Here is a 14,965-nt window from a genome sequence, read left to right on the forward strand (position 1 = left end):
ATCTGGCGTTGACTTTTGGCACGCTGTTGAGTTCTCAAGGAACGGACGCTTCCTTTGAAACCGTATCACCGGTTTCTCCGGGCGCTTCCCTCCGGGCCTTTCGGCCTTTCGTGTTTCCAACCTTACCAGATCCGTTTTCCGTTCCGTTTCCGGTCCGAATTCCGTTTCCGGTGGCCGTTGGAGGGCCTTCCCTTTCGGTGTCTCCGACTTTATCAGAATTCTCTGAGCCGGATTTCCACCCCCGCCTCCGGGTCCCTCCGAAGCGGCGTTGAGTGCTCCGGGTTCCCCTCTGGCGGAGCCGTAAACGTACTGGAGCGGGGCTCCTCGATGCAAATCGAGGAGCCCCGCCCGGGGTTCGGCGCCCTCCTGGGGCTGAGGCCGTGTCAGACCTCGACCACCACGGGGAGGATCATCGGCCGCCGGCGGTAGCTGTCGGACACCCACTTGCCCACGGCGCGGCGCACGAGCTGCTGGATCTGGTGCGAGTCCGCGACGCCGTCGGAAGCCGCCTTGGCCAGGGAGTCCTCGATCTTCGGGAGGACCGCGGAGAAGGCTCCGTCCTCGATGCCGGAGCCTCTCGCCTGGATGTGGGGACCTCCCACGATCTTGCCGGTCGTGCTGTCCACGACCACGAAGACCGAGATGATGCCCTCCTCGCCCAGGATCCGGCGGTCCTTGAGCGAGCTTTCGGTGACGTCGCCGACCGAGAGGCCATCCACATACACATAGCCCGCCTGCACCTTGCCGGTGATCTTCGCGATGCCGTCGACGAGGTCGACCACCACTCCGTCCTCGGCGATGACACAACGGTTCTTCGGGACCCCGGTCAGGGCACCCAGTTCGGCGTTGGCGCGCAGATGGCGCCATTCGCCGTGGACCGGCATCAGGTTCTTGGGCTTGCAGATGTTGTAGAAGTACAGCAGCTCACCGGCCGAGGCATGGCCCGAGACGTGCACCTTGGCGTTGCCCTTGTGGACGACGTTCGCGCCCCACCGCGTGAGCCCGTTGATCACCCGGTAGACCGCGTTCTCGTTGCCCGGGATGAGCGACGACGCCAGGATCACCGTGTCGCCCGGGACGATGCGGATCTGGTGATCGCGGTTGGCCATCCGGGACAGCGCGGCCATCGGCTCGCCCTGGGAGCCGGTGCAGACGAGCACCACCTCGTCGTCCGGGAGGTCGTCGAGGGTCTTCACGTCCACCACGAGGCCCGCCGGGACCCGCAGATAGCCCAGGTCACGGGCGATCCCCATGTTGCGGACCATCGAGCGGCCGACGAAGGCCACCCGGCGCCCGTACTCATGGGCCGCGTCGAGGATCTGCTGGATGCGGTGCACATGGCTGGCGAAGCTCGCGACGATGATGCGCTTCTGGGCGCTCGCGAAGACCTGGCCCAGGACGTTGGAGATGTCGCGTTCCGGCGGGACGAAACCGGGGACCTCGGAGTTGGTGGAGTCCACCAGGAGCAGGTCGATGCCCTCCTCGCCGAGCTTGGCGAAGGCGGGCAGGTCGGTGAGGCGGCCGTCCAGCGGCAGCTGGTCCATCTTGAAGTCGCCGGTGTGCACGGCCAGGCCGGCCGGGGTGCGGATGGCGACCGCGAGGGCGTCCGGGATGGAGTGGTTGACCGCCACGAACTCGCACTCGAAGGGGCCGATCCGCTCCAGATTCCCCTCCTCCACCTCCAGGGTGTACGGGCGGATCCGGTGCTCCTGAAGCTTCGCCTCGATCAGGGCGAGGGTGAGCTTGGAGCCGATCAGCGGGATGTCCGGCTTCTCGCGGAGCAGGAACGGAACGCCGCCGATGTGGTCCTCATGGCCGTGCGTGAGCACGATGCCGTCGATGTCGTCGAGGCGGTCCCGGATGGACGTGAAGTCCGGCAGGATCAAGTCGACTCCGGGCTGCTCCTCCTCGGGGAAGAGCACCCCGCAGTCGACGATCAGCAGCCGGCCTCCGTATTCGAAGACCGTCATGTTGCGGCCGATCTCGCCGAGGCCGCCGAGCGGGGTGACGCGCAGGCCACCCTCCGGGAGCTTCGGCGGCGGACCCAACTCAGGATGCGGATGACTCAAAAGACTCTCCTCACCACGCGCGCCACATGCCCCCTGGGGCACATGGCGCGCGTGACATTCGTGCACTTGCTGATGTGTCTGTATGCAGTTGTGAAGTATGAAGGTGCGACTATCGCGTCTTTGACTAGAGATGTACCCCGCCAGCGGCAAGATCGCGCTTGAGCTGTTCCGTTTCCTCGGGGCTCAGGTCGACGAGCGGCAGGCGCAGCGGCCCCGCGGGCAGGCCCTGGAGGGCGAGCGCGGCCTTCGACGTGATGACGCCCTGGGTGCGGAACATCCCGGTGAAGACCGGGAGCAGCTGCTGGTGGATCTCCGTTGCCTTTGCGACGTCGCCCTGGAGGTGGGCTTCGAGCATCGCGCGCAGTTCGGGGCTGACGAGGTGGCCCACCACGGAGACGAAGCCCACGGCGCCGACCGACAGCAGCGGCAGGTTCAGCATGTCGTCGCCGGAGTACCAGGCGAGGCGGCTGCGGGCGATGGCCCAGCTGGCCCGCCCGAGGTCGCCCTTGGCGTCCTTGTTGGCGACGATGCGCGGGTGCTCGGCGAGCCGGACCATGGTCTCGGTGCTGATCGGGACGCCGCTGCGGCCGGGGATGTCGTAGAGCATGACCGGCAGGCCGGTGGCGTTCGCGATGGCGGTGAAGTGCTGCAGGATGCCTTCCTGCGGGGGCTTGCTGTAGTACGGCGTGACCGCGAGCAGGCCGTGGGCACCCGCCTGCTCCGCCTCGCGGGCCAGCCTGACGCTGTGCCGAGTGTCATTGGTGCCGGCTCCGGCTACGACGTGGGCGCGGTCGCCGACCGCCTCCACCACGGCTCGTACGAGCTCGGCTTTCTCCGCATCGCTGGTGGTCGGGGACTCGCCGGTGGTGCCGTTGACGATCAGGCCGTCATTGCCGGCGTCCACCAGATGAGTGGCGAGCCGCTGGGCGCCGCCGAGGTCGAGCGCTCCGTCAGCGGTGAATGGCGTGACCATGGCGGTCAGCACCCGCCCGAAAGGGGTCTGCGATGTGGATGTCGGTGCCATGGGCACCACGCTACTCGTAGCGCGCCCCGCGGCGCTCGCTCGGGGCGGCGGAACGGCGCCTCCAGAGAGGACCCGGCACTGCCTGCTCGGGGGTTCAAGCAGTGCCGGGCCCCTTTGTTCAGCCTAGATGAACTTCTCGAAACGCCGCAATACGGACACTTCGCTCGCGCTACGGAGCCACCCGGCCATTGGCGTTGAACGCGGCGTACGTGAGCGGCATCAGCCCGGCCCACGCCTGCTCCATCTTCTCCCCCACCATCGCGATCTCCCGCTGCGGGAAGGACGGCACGGCGGCCTGCTCGTGCTGGGTGCGCAGGCCCAGGAAGTGCATCAGCGAGCGTGCGTTGCATGTCGCGTACATCGAGGAGTACAGGCCGACCGGGAGCACCGAACGGGCCACCTCGCGGGCGACCCCGGCGGCCAGCATCTCCTGGTACGCCTCGTACGCGTGGCGGTAGGCGTCCTCCATCGCGCGGCCGGTCAGCGCGTGCTGCTCGGGGGTGCCCGCGACGAACTCGTACTTGCCGGGGCGGCCCTGCTGGATCAGCTTGCGGTCCTCACCGGGCACGTAGAAGACCGGCTCCAGGCGGCGGTAGCGGCCGGACTCCTCGTTGTACGACCAGCCCACGCGGTGCCGCATGAACTCGCGGAAGACGAAGATCGGGGCGCTGATGAAGAAGGTCATCGAGTTGTGCTCGAACGGGCTGCCGTGCCGGTCGCGCATCAGGAAGTTGATCAGGCCCTTGGAGCGCTCCGGGTCCTTCGTCAGCTCGTCGAGGGACTGCTCACCCGCGGTGGACACCCTCGCGGCCCACAGGACGTCGGAGTCGGCGGCGCTGTGCTTCACCAGCTCGACGGTCACATCGCTGCGGAAACTGGCCTTCTCGGTCTCGGCCGGGCTTTCGGCCGGGGTCTCGGCGGGGGTCTCGCTCACCGACGGGTCCTTCCATGTCGCATCGCTCGGGGCGGGCCCAGCTTACGGGCCACCACCGACAGGTCCGCCCGACCGCACCCCCGTACGGACCCGCAGAAAATTTTGACTGAAGTTCTTCAAACAGGGCACCAGGAAGGTCGTTCACACGTCCTACACACTGAAGTACCCGCGCTCGAGGTTCCAAGGAGAGCCCGCTCATGTTCCGCCGGCGAGAGCCCGTCCCGTTCGCCTTCGTCGCCGAAGCCGACCGTTTCCGCAGCAATGTCACCCCTCCGCCCCGCCCCCGGGCGTCCCGGACCGAGATAACCGGCCGGACGCTGATGGGCCTGACCATCGTCGCCGGCTTCGTCGGCGCCCTGATGTTCGGAATGCCCGCGCTCGACAGTCAGTCGCACCCCACTCAGCAGGTGCAGGAGGCATCTAACGGCCGCTGAGCTGTGCTGAGATAGCCTCACTCAGCACAGACCAACGGACGTGTGTGTGAGTGAGGACATCCCGTGCCACTGCCCTTCCTGACCGCAGACCGCGCACATGACGAAGACCGAGCGGGGCCCGAAGCGGCCCCGCTCACGCATGCCGGCGTCACGCCTGCCGAGGTCACGTACGAGGACCCGGAGCGCCGGCGCCGCCCGTACCGGCCGGGCCCCTGGCGGGTCGGCGGGTCGGCGGTGCTCCTGCTGCTCGCCTCGTACCTGCTCTTCTCGGCGCTGATCATCTCCCTGGCGGGCTCCGGGTCCGCCGCATGGGTGTGCGTCGCCGTGGCGGCGCTGGTGATCGGCTTCGCGGTCCGGCTGGTGGGGGCGGGCGTCCGGGCGAGCGGGCGGGAGCTGCGGCGGACCGGGCTGCTCTCGTCCACCTCGGTCGCCTGGCAGGACGTCGCGTCGATACGTACGGTCCAGCAGCCGGTGCGGCTGCTGGGCCTTCCGCGCACGGTGCAGGGGCAGGCAGTGCTCGCCGAGCGGACGTCCGGCGGCACCCCGCTGACCCTGTTCACCAGCCACGACACGGATTTCCTGGGGCGCCCCGAGGCCTTCCGCGCGGCCGCCGACGCCCTCGGCGGGTGGGCGGACCGCAGCCGCTAGCCGACGCCGTCTCCGGCCCGGACCGGCTTGCCGTCGTGGAGGGCGATGGCGCGCTGCATCGCCTTGCGGGCGCGGGCGGTGTCGCGGGCGTCGTGGTAGGCGATGCCCAGCCGGAACCAGGTGCGCCAGTCCTCCGGCGATGCCTCCGTCTCGGCCCGCCGCTTGGCGAAGACCGCGTCCGCCGAGTCCCGGTCGATGCGCCCGCCGGGCGTCCGTACCAGCTCATCGACCGGAAGGCCGCCCTCGGCGTCCAGCTCGCGCGCGAGCCGGTCGGCGTTGCGCGCGAACAGGGTGGTCTTCCACAGGAACCAGCCGCCGATGAGCGGCAGCACCAGGACGGCAGCGCCATAGGCGATGGTCACCGGGGTGCCCTGCCGGATGAGCAGCACCCCGCGGTCGCCGACCAGCACGAAGTAGACGACCAGGACGGCCGCGAGGACGAAATACGTGATCTTTGCGCGCACCGGTGTGCCCTCAGTCCAGATCCAGGAAGTGTTCCAGGCCGAAGGTCAGGCCGGGGGTGGTGACCACACGCCGCGCGCCGAGCAGAATGCCCGGCATGAAGCTGCTGTGGTGAATCGAGTCATGGCGGATCGTGAGCGTCTCACCCTCGCCGCCCAGCAGGACCTCCTGGTGGGCGAGGAGCCCGCGCAGCCGTACCGAGTGCACCGGCACCCCGTCCACCTCGGCGCCCCGTGCGCCGTCCAGCCCCGTGGCCGTCGCGTCCGGCTGCGGGGCGCGGCCGGCCTCGCGGCGGGCCTCGGCGATCAGCTGGGCGGTGCGGGCCGCGGTGCCCGAGGGGGCGTCCACCTTGTTGGGGTGGTGCAGCTCGATGACCTCGACCGACTCGAAGAAGCGGGCGGCCTGGCGGGCGAACCGCATGGTCAGCACGGCGCCGATGGAGAAGTTCGGGGCGATGAGCACGCCGACGCGGGGCGAGGCGTCGAGCCAGCCGTGCAGCTGCGCGAGACGCTCGTCCGTCCAGCCGGTGGTGCCGACGACGCCGTGGATGCCGTGCCGTACGCAGAAGTCGAGGTTGCCCATCACCGAGCCCGGGTCGGTCAGCTCGACCGCGACCTCGGCGCCCGCCTCGACCATGGTCTCCAGCTTGTCGCCCCGGCCCAGCGCGGCGACCAGCTCCATGTCCTCGGCGGCCTCGACGGCCCGTACGGCCTCGGAGCCGATCCGGCCCTTGGCACCGAGGACGGCCACGCGCAGCTTGCTCATCGTTCCACTTCCTTCGTCTTCTCCGGCCAGGCGGCTTCTTTCGGCTAGGCGACGGCCTCGTCCAGCCGGGCTGCCTGCTTGTCCTTCAGCGGGCCGATGACCGACAGCGAAGGACGCTGCCCCAGTACATCGCGGGCCACCTCGCGCACCTCGTCCGGGGTGACCGACTGGATCCGGGCGAGCATGTCGTCCACCGACATCTGGTCGGCCCAGCACAGCTCGCTCTTGCCGATGCGGTTCATCAGCGCGCCGGTGTCCTCCAGGCCGAGCACCGTGGAACCGGAGAGCTGGCCGATGGCGCGCCGCAGCTCCTCGTCGGTGAGACCGTCCCGGGCGACCTGGTCCAGCTCATCGCGGCAGATCTTGAGGACGTCGTGCACCTGGCTCGGGCGGCAGCCGGCGTAGACGCCGAAGAGACCGCAGTCGGCGAAGCCGGAGTTGTAGGAGTAGACGCTGTAGGCGAGCCCGCGCTTCTCCCGGACCTCCTGGAAGAGCCGGGAACTCATGCCGCCGCCGAGCGCGGTGTTGAGCACGCCGAGCGCCCAGCGCCGGTCGTCGGTGCGCGGGATGCCGGGCATGCCGAGGATGACGTGCGCCTGCTCGGTCTTGCGGTTCAGCAGCTCGACCCGGCCCGCGGTGCGGATCGCCCGGGACCCGGCGCGCGGGGCGACCGGGACCACGTCGGTACGGGTGAGGGCGCCCGCCTGCTCGAAGGCGTCGCTGACCTGCGCCACGACCGTGTCGTGGTCGACGTTGCCCGCGGCGGCGACGACCAGGTGGGTCGGGTCGTAGTGCTTCTTGTAGAAGCGGGCGATCTGGTCGCGGCCGAGCCCGTTGACGGTGTCGACGGTGCCCAGGACCGGGCGGCCGAGCGGGGTGTCGCCGAGCATGGTGTGCGCGAACAGGTCGTGGACGCAGTCGCCCGGGTCGTCCTCGGTCATCGCGATCTCTTCGAGAACGACGCCGCGCTCGGCGTCCACGTCCGCCGCGTCGATCACCGAGCCGGTCAGCATGTCGCAGACGACGTCGATGGCCAGCGGCAGATCGGTGTCGAGCACCCGCGCGTAGTAGCAGGTGTACTCCTTGGCGGTGAACGCGTTCATCTCGCCGCCGACCGCGTCGATGGCCGCGGAGATGTCCAGCGCGCTGCGCCGCCGGGTGCCCTTGAAGAGCAGGTGCTCCAGGTAGTGGGTGGCGCCGTTCAGCGTGGGGGTCTCGTCGCGGGAGCCCACGTGCGCCCAGATGCCGAAGGTGGCGGAGCGCACGGACGGCAGGGTTTCGGTGAGGATGCGCAGGCCGCTCGGGAGAGTGGTCCTGCGGACCGTCCCGATGCCGTTCTCGCCCGCGAGAAGCGTTTGGGTACGGGCGACGGCCCGCCCCTCCGAGGAGGTGCGGGCCGTCGTCGCGTCGTCGCGGGACGTCACTTGGCGGCTTCGTCCTTCGTCTGGGGCTGCGCCTCGGCCTTCGCCTCGTCGTCCTTGTCGTCCTCGCCCTCGATGACCGGGTGCAGCGACAGCTTGCCGCGCTGGTCGATCTCGGCGATCTCGACCTGCACCTTGGAGCCCACCGCGAGCACGTCCTCGACGTTCTCCACGCGCTTGCCACCGGCGAGCTTGCGGATCTGCGAGATGTGCAGCAGCCCGTCCTTGCCCGGGAGCAGGGAGACGAAGGCACCGAAGGTGGTGGTCTTCACGACCGTGCCCAGGTAGCGCTCGCCGACCTCGGGCATCGTCGGGTTGGCGATGCCGTTGATGGTCGCGCGGGCGGCCTCGGCGGCCGGGCCGTCGGCGGCACCGATGTAGATCGTGCCGTCGTCCTCGATGGTGATCTCGGCGCCGGTGTCCTCCTGGATCTGGTTGATCATCTTGCCCTTGGGGCCGATGACCTCACCGATCTTGTCCACCGGGATCTTGACGGTGATGATCCGCGGCGCGTTCGGGGACATCTCGTCCGGCGTGTCGATGGCCTCCATCATCACGTCGAGGATGTGCAGCCGGGCGTCGCGGGCCTGCTTGAGGGCCGCGGCCAGGACCGACGCCGGGATGCCGTCCAGCTTGGTGTCCAGCTGGAGGGCGGTCACGAACTGCTTGGTGCCGGCGACCTTGAAGTCCATGTCACCGAACGCGTCCTCCGCACCGAGGATGTCGGTGAGGGTGACGTAGTGGGTCTCGCCGTCGATCTCCTGGGAGATCAGGCCCATCGCGATGCCCGCGACCGGGGCCTTCAGCGGCACACCGGCGTTCAGCAGCGACATCGTGGAGGCGCAGACCGACCCCATGGAGGTCGAGCCGTTGGAGCCGAGCGCCTCGGAGACCTGGCGGATGGCGTACGGGAACTCCTCGCGGGTCGGCAGGACGGGCAGCAGCGCCCGCTCGGCCAGCGCGCCGTGGCCGATCTCGCGGCGCTTCGGGGAGCCGACGCGGCCGGTCTCACCGGTGGAGTACGGCGGGAAGTTGTAGTTGTGCATGTAGCGGCGGCGCGTCTCGGGCGAGAGCGTGTCGAGCTGCTGCTCCATGCGGAGCATGTTCAGCGTGGTGACGCCCAGGATCTGGGTCTCGCCGCGCTCGAACAGCGCCGAACCGTGCACCCGTGGGATCGCCTCGACCTCGGCGGCGAGCGTACGGATGTCCGTGACGCCGCGGCCGTCGATGCGCTTCTTCTCCTTGATGACGCGCTCGCGCACCAGGGACTTGGTCAGCGAGCGGTACGCGGCGGAGATCTCCTTCTCGCGTCCCTCGAACTGCGGCAGCAGCTTCTCGGCGGCCAGACCCTTGACGCGGTCCAGCTCGGCCTCGCGCTCCTGCTTGCCCGCGATGGTCAGCGCCTGGGACAGCTCGTCGCGGACGGCGGCGGTGAGCGCCTCCAGGACGTCGTCCTGGTAGTCCAGGAAGATCGGGAACTCGCCGGTGGGCTTGGCGGCCTTGGCGGCGAGGTCCGACTGGGCCTTGCACAGCACCTTGATGTACGGCTTGGCGGCCTCGAGGCCGGCCGCGACGATCTCCTCGGTCGGCGCCTCGGCACCGTCCTTGACCAGCTGGATGGTCTGCTGGGTGGCCTCGGCCTCGACCATCATGATCGCGACGTCGCCGTCCTCCAGGACGCGGCCGGCGACGACCATGTCGAAGACGGCGTCCTCGAGCTCGCTGTGGGTCGGGAAGGCGACCCACTGGCCCTTGATGAGGGCGACGCGGGTGCCGCCGATCGGGCCCGAGAAGGGCAGGCCGGCGAGCTGGGTCGAGCAGGAGGCGGCGTTGATCGCGACCACGTCGTAGAGGTGGTCGGGGTTGAGCGCCATGATCGTCTCGACGACCTGGATCTCGTTGCGCAGGCCCTTCTTGAAGGACGGGCGCAGCGGGCGGTCGATCAGGCGGCAGGTGAGGATCGCGTCCTCGGACGGGCGGCCCTCACGGCGGAAGAACGAGCCGGGGATGCGCCCGGCGGCGTACATCCGCTCCTCGACGTCGACCGTCAGCGGGAAGAAGTCGAGCTGGTCCTTGGGGTTCTTCGAAGCGGTGGTGGCCGACAGCACCATGGTGTCGTCGTCCAGGTAGGCCACGGCCGAGCCGGCGGCCTGACGGGCCAGGCGGCCCGTCTCGAAACGGATGGTGCGGGTGCCGAAGGTGCCGTTGTCGATGACGGCCTCGGCGTAGTGGGTCTCGTTCTCCACCAGGGAAATCTCCTCGTCTGCGTCCCCGTCCGGATGACGGTGGACGGTGGTGGAGCAGCGCCCCCTGGCCTTGCTGTCCGGCTTCCGGGCCGGTCTTCGATCGAAGCCACCGGAATTGCCAGTTCCGGGAGCCACTACCGAGGACCGGCTCCTATGGCGCCGGTGCGGCGGGAATGAGGCGCTCCTCCTCGTGCGTTATGGCGTTGTTGGGACCAGACTACAAAGCTTCGGCCATCATCTCGATGGGTGTGTGGTCTGGCGCGTACGGGATGTAGCGGACAAAATACGCTCCGTGCCGAGGGTGTGACGCGGCGCAGGTGGCCGCGTACGGCAAAGGGAGCGGCCCCCTGACGCGGGAACCGCTCCCTTCACGACGACTTACTTGGCGCCCGCCGCACCGCGACGGATGCCGAGGCGCTCGACCAGCGCACGGAAGCGCGTGATGTCCTTCTTCGCCAGGTACTGCAGCAGCCGGCGGCGCTGGCCGACGAGCAGCAGCAGACCACGGCGGGAGTGGTGGTCGTGCTTGTGGGTCTTGAGGTGCTCGGTCAGGTCGGAGATACGACGCGAAAGCAGCGCGACCTGGACCTCCGGGGAGCCGGTGTCGCCTTCCTTCGTGGCGAACTCGGTCATGATCTGCTTCTTCGTAGCGGCGTCGAGCGACACACGTACTCCTAGGTTTCTCAGTTTCAGCCGCCGAGTGCCCCTGGTCGGTGTCTCAGGGGATCTTCCATGACTCGGAAGGCGGGGTCCGCTGGGCGCTGTCTCCAGGACCTTCGGGGAAGGCTCCGGGGGCGCGTACGCAAACGGCCAGCACACAGAGTACCAGTGTCCGGGGCCGGGTCCTCAAGGCCGCCGTGGGACGCCCCTACGCGCTGGCCGCCGCGGCCTCCACGGCGTTCAGCAGCGGGCGGACGACCCGCTTGACGGGCTCCAGGGCCGGATCCACCGGGCGCCGCCGGTGCCAGTCGGTGACCGCCTGGTAGGCGGCGACCACCTCCAGCAGGCGGTCTTCCTCGTACGGGGCGCCGCCGAGGATCGCGCCGGTCGGCATGCCCGCCGTGAAGCCGATGGGGAAGCCGATCTCCGGTAGGCCCAGGATGTCGAACGGTACCGGGCTGGTCTGCAGCAGCACATCGCAGTGGTCGAACGGGCCGTCGAGCACCGCGCGCAGCAAGTGGTGCTTGGCGCGCTGCGCGGTGATCCACTCGTCGCCCGAGATCATCAGCCCCTGGAGCCAGCCCAGCACCGAGACGCCGAACTTCGTCAGATCCTCGCGCAGCCAGTGGCGGAACGGCTCGGTGCGCTCGCTCAGGCGTGCGGCGTTGAACGCGTCGCCGGTGAGCAGGGACCAGTCGGAGGGGTAACGGACCTCCATGAGGGTGACGCCGGGCAGATCGGCCAGGGTGTCCAGCAGCGCCTGGCGCCGGGCGATGCCGTCGGTGAAGCCCGGCGGCACGCCGATCCGGGTGGGCCGGCGGAGCCGTACCTTCCCCTTGGGCGAGACCACGGGGGTGGCCGCGCGCACCAGGTCGGGCAGGCGCGGCAGGCCTTGTGTCCGCGGATCCTCGGCGTCCGGCCCGGCCATGACGGTCAGCATGATCGCCGCGTCCATCGCGTCGCGGGCGATCGGGCCGCAGTGGTCCCGGGTGTACGAGAGCGGGATGACGCCGTTCAGCGAGACCCGGCCCATCGTGGGCTTCAGACCGGTGAGGTTCTGCCGGTTGGCCGGGTTGACGATGGATCCGCCGGTCTGGGTGCCGATGGAGGACGACGCCATCCGGCCTGCGACCGCGCAGGCCGGTCCCGTGGACGAACCGCCGGGGTCGATGAGCGGATTGTCGGGGGTCCAGGCGTTGACGGTGGTGATCAGGCCGTTGGGCGTGGTGGCACGGGTGGTGGCCAGCGGTCCCATCTGCCCCTTACCGAGCAGGATGCCGCCCGCCGCCTTGAGGCGGGCGACGGCGGTGGCGTCGGTGACCGGCACGAAGTCCTTGAAGATGAAGGAGTTGGCGCGGGTGGGCACGCCCTTGGTGAAGTAGTTGTCCTTGACGCACAGCGGAACTCCGGCCAGCGGCGCGGCCTTTCTGCCCTCGCCGCGGTTCGCCCGGTCCGCCGCGTAGGCCGCGAGCAGCGCGTGCTTCCCGGTCACCTCGGCGTACGCCTGGTAGGTCTTGTCGTACTTCTCGATCCGGTCCAGATACGCCTGAACGAGGTCCGCGGAGGTGAGGCGGCCGGTGCGGATCAGGACGACGGCCTCGGCGAGCGTGGCCTCCGTGGGATCGTGCCGCACCGCCTCCCGCACCGGCAGATCGGGCACGTCGACGGCGGGCGGGGCGGGGGCTTCGGACTTACGTGCGGGGGCCGCGGCGGGGGTACGGGCCGGGGCCGCGGCGGCCGGTGCGGCGGACGCGGCCAGGGCGCCACCGGCCCCGGCGGCGGCCGAAGCGGCGAGGAAGGTACGGCGGTTGAGGTCCCGGCCCATCAGCCGTCCGCCTCCCCGGTCCAGGCGGTGGTGATCGACGGGTACGCGAGCGGGGCGGCCTCCTGCTGCGCGTACGCCGCCCCCAGGGCACCGCCCACACCGCCCGTCGGCGGCGTCCACTCGGCCAGCGCGCCGGGCGTCGTGGCGACGAACTCGCGCAGCGCCAGCATGATCACGGCCCGGGTGGGTGTGCCGGTCTCGGGGTCGGCCACGTCGGGGAGCTGGTCGATGTCGACCCCGGCCAGTGCCAGTCGGGCCCGTATGTACGCGTCCAGCGTGTCGCTGTCCAAGGGTGTCTCCGCACGTTCGTGTTCGCGTCGGGGTGGCGGTGCATCGGGCGGTGGTTGCGGAACGGCTGTCCTAGAACACCGGCATGGCTGTCAGCGTCCGGTTGTGCAGGAGGAAGACGCGGTTCCCGGCTGCGGCCAGATGCCAGTTGCCCGCGGTGCCGGCGGTGAACGGCCAGGCCTCCTTCCCCTGCCGGACGTCCACGACCTGTACGCCTCCCGTGTATTCCGTGTCGGCCACCGCCCACACGCTGTTCCCCGCGATCACCGGGGCTTCCAGGGAATGCTCCTGGGAAGCGAAGGGCAGGGTCCACATGTCCGAGCCGCCATCGGCCCGGCGGGCGGAGAGATCGGTGTCGTCAACGGCGTACACGATGCCCTTCCGTACGGCCGGGGCGCTCCATCCGCTTTCGCCGACGGCGGCACGCGCCCACTTTTGCTTGCCGTCCGACAGTTTCAGAGCGGCCAGGGACCGCCCGCCCAGGTAAACCGTGCCCTCGACGATCACCGGAGTGAGGGGCGTGGTGCCCCGCTTGTCGGGCCCCCAGACGGTCCTGCCGTTCGTCGTGTCGAGAGCCACCACCTCGCCGGAGGAGCCGTACACCACCAGGTGGCCGTCGGCCACCGCGGCCGTCGCCGGGCTGTCACCGGAGGACCGCACCGGCACCGGAGCCGTCCACAGGGGGCGGTGCGAGTCGAGACCGACGGCACGCACCCGGCCCGCCCGCGTGACCACGTAGACGGCGCTGTCGTCCACGGCCAGCAGCGCCGCTGCGTCGGCATCTTCGGCCTTCCACAGCTGAGTGCCGTCTTTCGCACTCAGCATCCGCACCACGCCCTTGGCGTCGGCCGCCAGTACCCCCTCGTCGCCGAGTGCCAGCAGCCGCCCCCTCAGCCCGGCGGTCGACGTTGTCCACCGCGGCTTCCCGTCGGTCACGCCATAGCCGCGCAGTCGGCCGCCCGTCACCGCGACGACGACCAGGTCGCGGACGGGGAGCGGGTCGGGCACGGCCCGGTCGGCGAGTTTCAGGGAACCGAGGTCGACGGGGCCCCACAGGGGCGAGGGCGCGGCGCCCTCGTCGTAGCGCGTCAGCGGCTTGGCGTCCCAGGGCCGCGTACCGTCCGCCGCGGCCTCGTCGTCGCCCAGCAGCCACCACGCCCCGGCCCCACCGCCCGCCGCGAGCACGGCGCCGCCCGCGGCGAGGGTGGTGAACAGCCTGCGCCGGGAGGGACCGGATGGTTCGTCGCCGGGCATGGTGGCCATCCGACGGGCGTCCGTCTCGCGCCGTGCGATGTCCTCCGCGAGCGGCCCGGTCCGCCAGATCCGCCCGGCGCCGCGGGGCGGCGCGAGCTGCCCGGCGAGCGCGTCGAGGGCGGGCCGGGCCTCGGCCTCCTTGGCGAGGCAGGGTGCGACCAGGGCCCGCAGGCCCTCCGGCACCGCGCCCAGCTCCGGTTCGCCGTGCACCACTTGGTACTGCACCGCGGCCACGTGCCCGCCCTCGTAGACCGGCCGCCCGCCCGCCGCGTACGCCAGGACCACGCCCAGCGAGAACACGTCCCCGGCCGGGCCGGTCCGCCGCCCGAGGACCTGCTCGGGCGCGGCGTAGCCGGGGGTGGCGATCGTCTGTCCGGTGGTGGTGAGGGTGAGCCCGTGCTCGGGACGGGCAATGCCGAAGTCGATGATCCTGGGGCCGCGGGAGGTCAGCACGATGTTCGACGGCTTGAGGTCGCGGTGCACGAGCCCGGCCGCGTGGATCTCCCGAAGCGTCGTCACCAGTGCCGCGCCCAGCGCCCTGACGGCCGGTTCGCCCAGCGCCCCGTACCGCTCGACGGCTTGGTCGAGCGTGGGCCCCACCAGGAACTCCGTGGCCATCCACGGCCGTCCCCCCTGGGTCTGTGCCCCCAGCACCCGCGCCACCCCGGCGCTCCGCACGGCCTGCGCCGCGTACGCCTCGCGCAGGAAGCGCCGGGCCATCTCCGGATCGTGCGCCAGCTCGGGCCGCAGCACCTTGACGGCCGCGGTCCGGCCCTGTGCGTCCCGCCCGAGGTACACCTGCCCCATCCCGCCGGCCCCGAGCACGCCGGTGAGGCGGTACGGGCCGAGGCGGAGGGGGTCGCCGGTGCCGAGGGGGTTCATGGGGTCGGGTCTCCTGGTCGGTGGGCGCTACGGGGAACGGGGCCGCGGTGGCG

General features: G+C 70.5%; 13 protein-coding genes. 2 read left to right on the forward strand and 11 right to left on the reverse strand.

Annotation, left to right across the window (positions count from 1 at the left end; genetic code table 11):
- Window positions 1-383 precede the first annotated feature (383 nt).
- The 3 genes from ACH4SI_RS30825 to thyX form a co-directional block, all read right to left on the reverse strand.
- Window positions 384-2,069: a ribonuclease J gene (locus ACH4SI_RS30825; protein ID WP_398301433.1), complete on the reverse strand. Its 1,686-nt coding sequence runs from the start codon at window positions 2,067-2,069 to the stop codon at window positions 384-386.
- 124 nt (window positions 2,070-2,193) lie between these two features.
- Complete coding sequence (gene dapA / locus ACH4SI_RS30830) at window positions 2,194-3,093, reverse strand: 4-hydroxy-tetrahydrodipicolinate synthase (protein ID WP_398301435.1); 900 nt, start codon at window positions 3,091-3,093, stop codon at window positions 2,194-2,196.
- Window positions 3,094-3,262: 169 nt separating this feature from the next.
- Window positions 3,263-4,027 carry an FAD-dependent thymidylate synthase gene (gene thyX, locus ACH4SI_RS30835; protein WP_398301437.1) on the reverse strand — a complete coding sequence of 255 codons (765 nt, stop codon included), beginning with the start codon at window positions 4,025-4,027 and terminating at the stop codon, window positions 3,263-3,265.
- A gap of 197 nt (window positions 4,028-4,224) precedes the next feature.
- On the opposite strand from thyX, the gene ACH4SI_RS30840 reads away from it, so the two are divergent.
- Window positions 4,225-4,461: a hypothetical protein gene (locus tag ACH4SI_RS30840; RefSeq protein WP_398301439.1), complete on the forward strand. Its 237-nt coding sequence runs from the start codon at window positions 4,225-4,227 to the stop codon at window positions 4,459-4,461.
- A gap of 63 nt (window positions 4,462-4,524) precedes the next feature.
- A complete protein-coding gene (locus tag ACH4SI_RS30845) occupies window positions 4,525-5,109 on the forward strand; it encodes a hypothetical protein (protein WP_398301441.1) in 585 nt (194 codons plus the stop codon).
- Here the strand turns inward: ACH4SI_RS30845 and ACH4SI_RS30850 are convergent.
- From ACH4SI_RS30850 to ACH4SI_RS30885, 8 genes are all read right to left on the reverse strand, one after another.
- Complete coding sequence (locus ACH4SI_RS30850) at window positions 5,106-5,573, reverse strand: hypothetical protein (RefSeq protein ID WP_398301443.1); 468 nt, start codon at window positions 5,571-5,573, stop codon at window positions 5,106-5,108. The genes ACH4SI_RS30845 and ACH4SI_RS30850 overlap by 4 nt on opposite strands.
- 10 nt (window positions 5,574-5,583) lie before the next feature.
- Window positions 5,584-6,336: a 4-hydroxy-tetrahydrodipicolinate reductase gene (gene dapB / locus ACH4SI_RS30855; protein ID WP_398301445.1), complete on the reverse strand. Its 753-nt coding sequence runs from the start codon at window positions 6,334-6,336 to the stop codon at window positions 5,584-5,586.
- Between the two features lie 44 nt (window positions 6,337-6,380).
- The gene (locus tag ACH4SI_RS30860; RefSeq protein ID WP_398301447.1) at window positions 6,381-7,760 is read right to left on the reverse strand and encodes a M16 family metallopeptidase; all 1,380 of its coding nucleotides are present in this window, start codon (window positions 7,758-7,760) and stop codon (window positions 6,381-6,383) included.
- The gene (locus ACH4SI_RS30865; protein ID WP_398301449.1) at window positions 7,757-10,003 is read right to left on the reverse strand and encodes a polyribonucleotide nucleotidyltransferase; all 2,247 of its coding nucleotides are present in this window, start codon (window positions 10,001-10,003) and stop codon (window positions 7,757-7,759) included. Before ACH4SI_RS30865 ends, ACH4SI_RS30860 begins: the two co-directional genes overlap by 4 nt.
- A 378-nt stretch (window positions 10,004-10,381) precedes the next feature.
- Window positions 10,382-10,669, reverse strand: a complete 288-nt coding sequence (rpsO, locus tag ACH4SI_RS30870; RefSeq protein ID WP_009714645.1) for a 30S ribosomal protein S15 — start codon at window positions 10,667-10,669, stop codon at window positions 10,382-10,384.
- Between the two features lie 202 nt (window positions 10,670-10,871).
- Window positions 10,872-12,488 (reverse strand): amidase, encoded by a 1,617-nt coding sequence (locus ACH4SI_RS30875; protein WP_398301452.1) that lies wholly within the window; start codon window positions 12,486-12,488, stop codon window positions 10,872-10,874.
- A complete protein-coding gene (locus ACH4SI_RS30880; RefSeq protein WP_398301453.1) occupies window positions 12,488-12,778 on the reverse strand; it encodes a hypothetical protein in 291 nt (96 codons plus the stop codon). The genes ACH4SI_RS30875 and ACH4SI_RS30880 overlap by 1 nt, the downstream gene beginning before the upstream one ends.
- Window positions 12,779-12,848: 70 nt before the next feature.
- Entirely contained in the window at window positions 12,849-14,912 is a 2,064-nt protein-coding gene (locus ACH4SI_RS30885; protein ID WP_398301455.1) for a PQQ-binding-like beta-propeller repeat protein, read from the reverse strand.
- Between the last annotated feature and the right edge of the window lie 53 nt (window positions 14,913-14,965).

Origin of the sequence: Streptomyces sp. NPDC021212 (assembly GCF_044332925.1) — a bacterium.
GTDB lineage: Bacteria > Actinomycetota > Actinomycetes > Streptomycetales > Streptomycetaceae > Streptomyces.

Bases quoted from the DNA above. Each gene is read 5' to 3' on its own strand.
- dapA (WP_398301435.1), bottom strand. From the start codon at position 3,093: ATGGCACCGACATCCACATCGCAGACCCCTTTCGGGCGGGTGCTGACC.
- ACH4SI_RS30840 (WP_398301439.1), top strand. From the start codon at position 4,225: ATGTTCCGCCGGCGAGAGCCCGTCCCGTTCGCCTTCGTCGCCGAAGCC.
- dapB (WP_398301445.1), bottom strand. From the start codon at position 6,336: ATGAGCAAGCTGCGCGTGGCCGTCCTCGGTGCCAAGGGCCGGATCGGC.
- ACH4SI_RS30875 (WP_398301452.1), bottom strand. From the start codon at position 12,488: ATGGGCCGGGACCTCAACCGCCGTACCTTCCTCGCCGCTTCGGCCGCC.
- ACH4SI_RS30885 (WP_398301455.1), bottom strand. From the start codon at position 14,912: ATGAACCCCCTCGGCACCGGCGACCCCCTCCGCCTCGGCCCGTACCGC.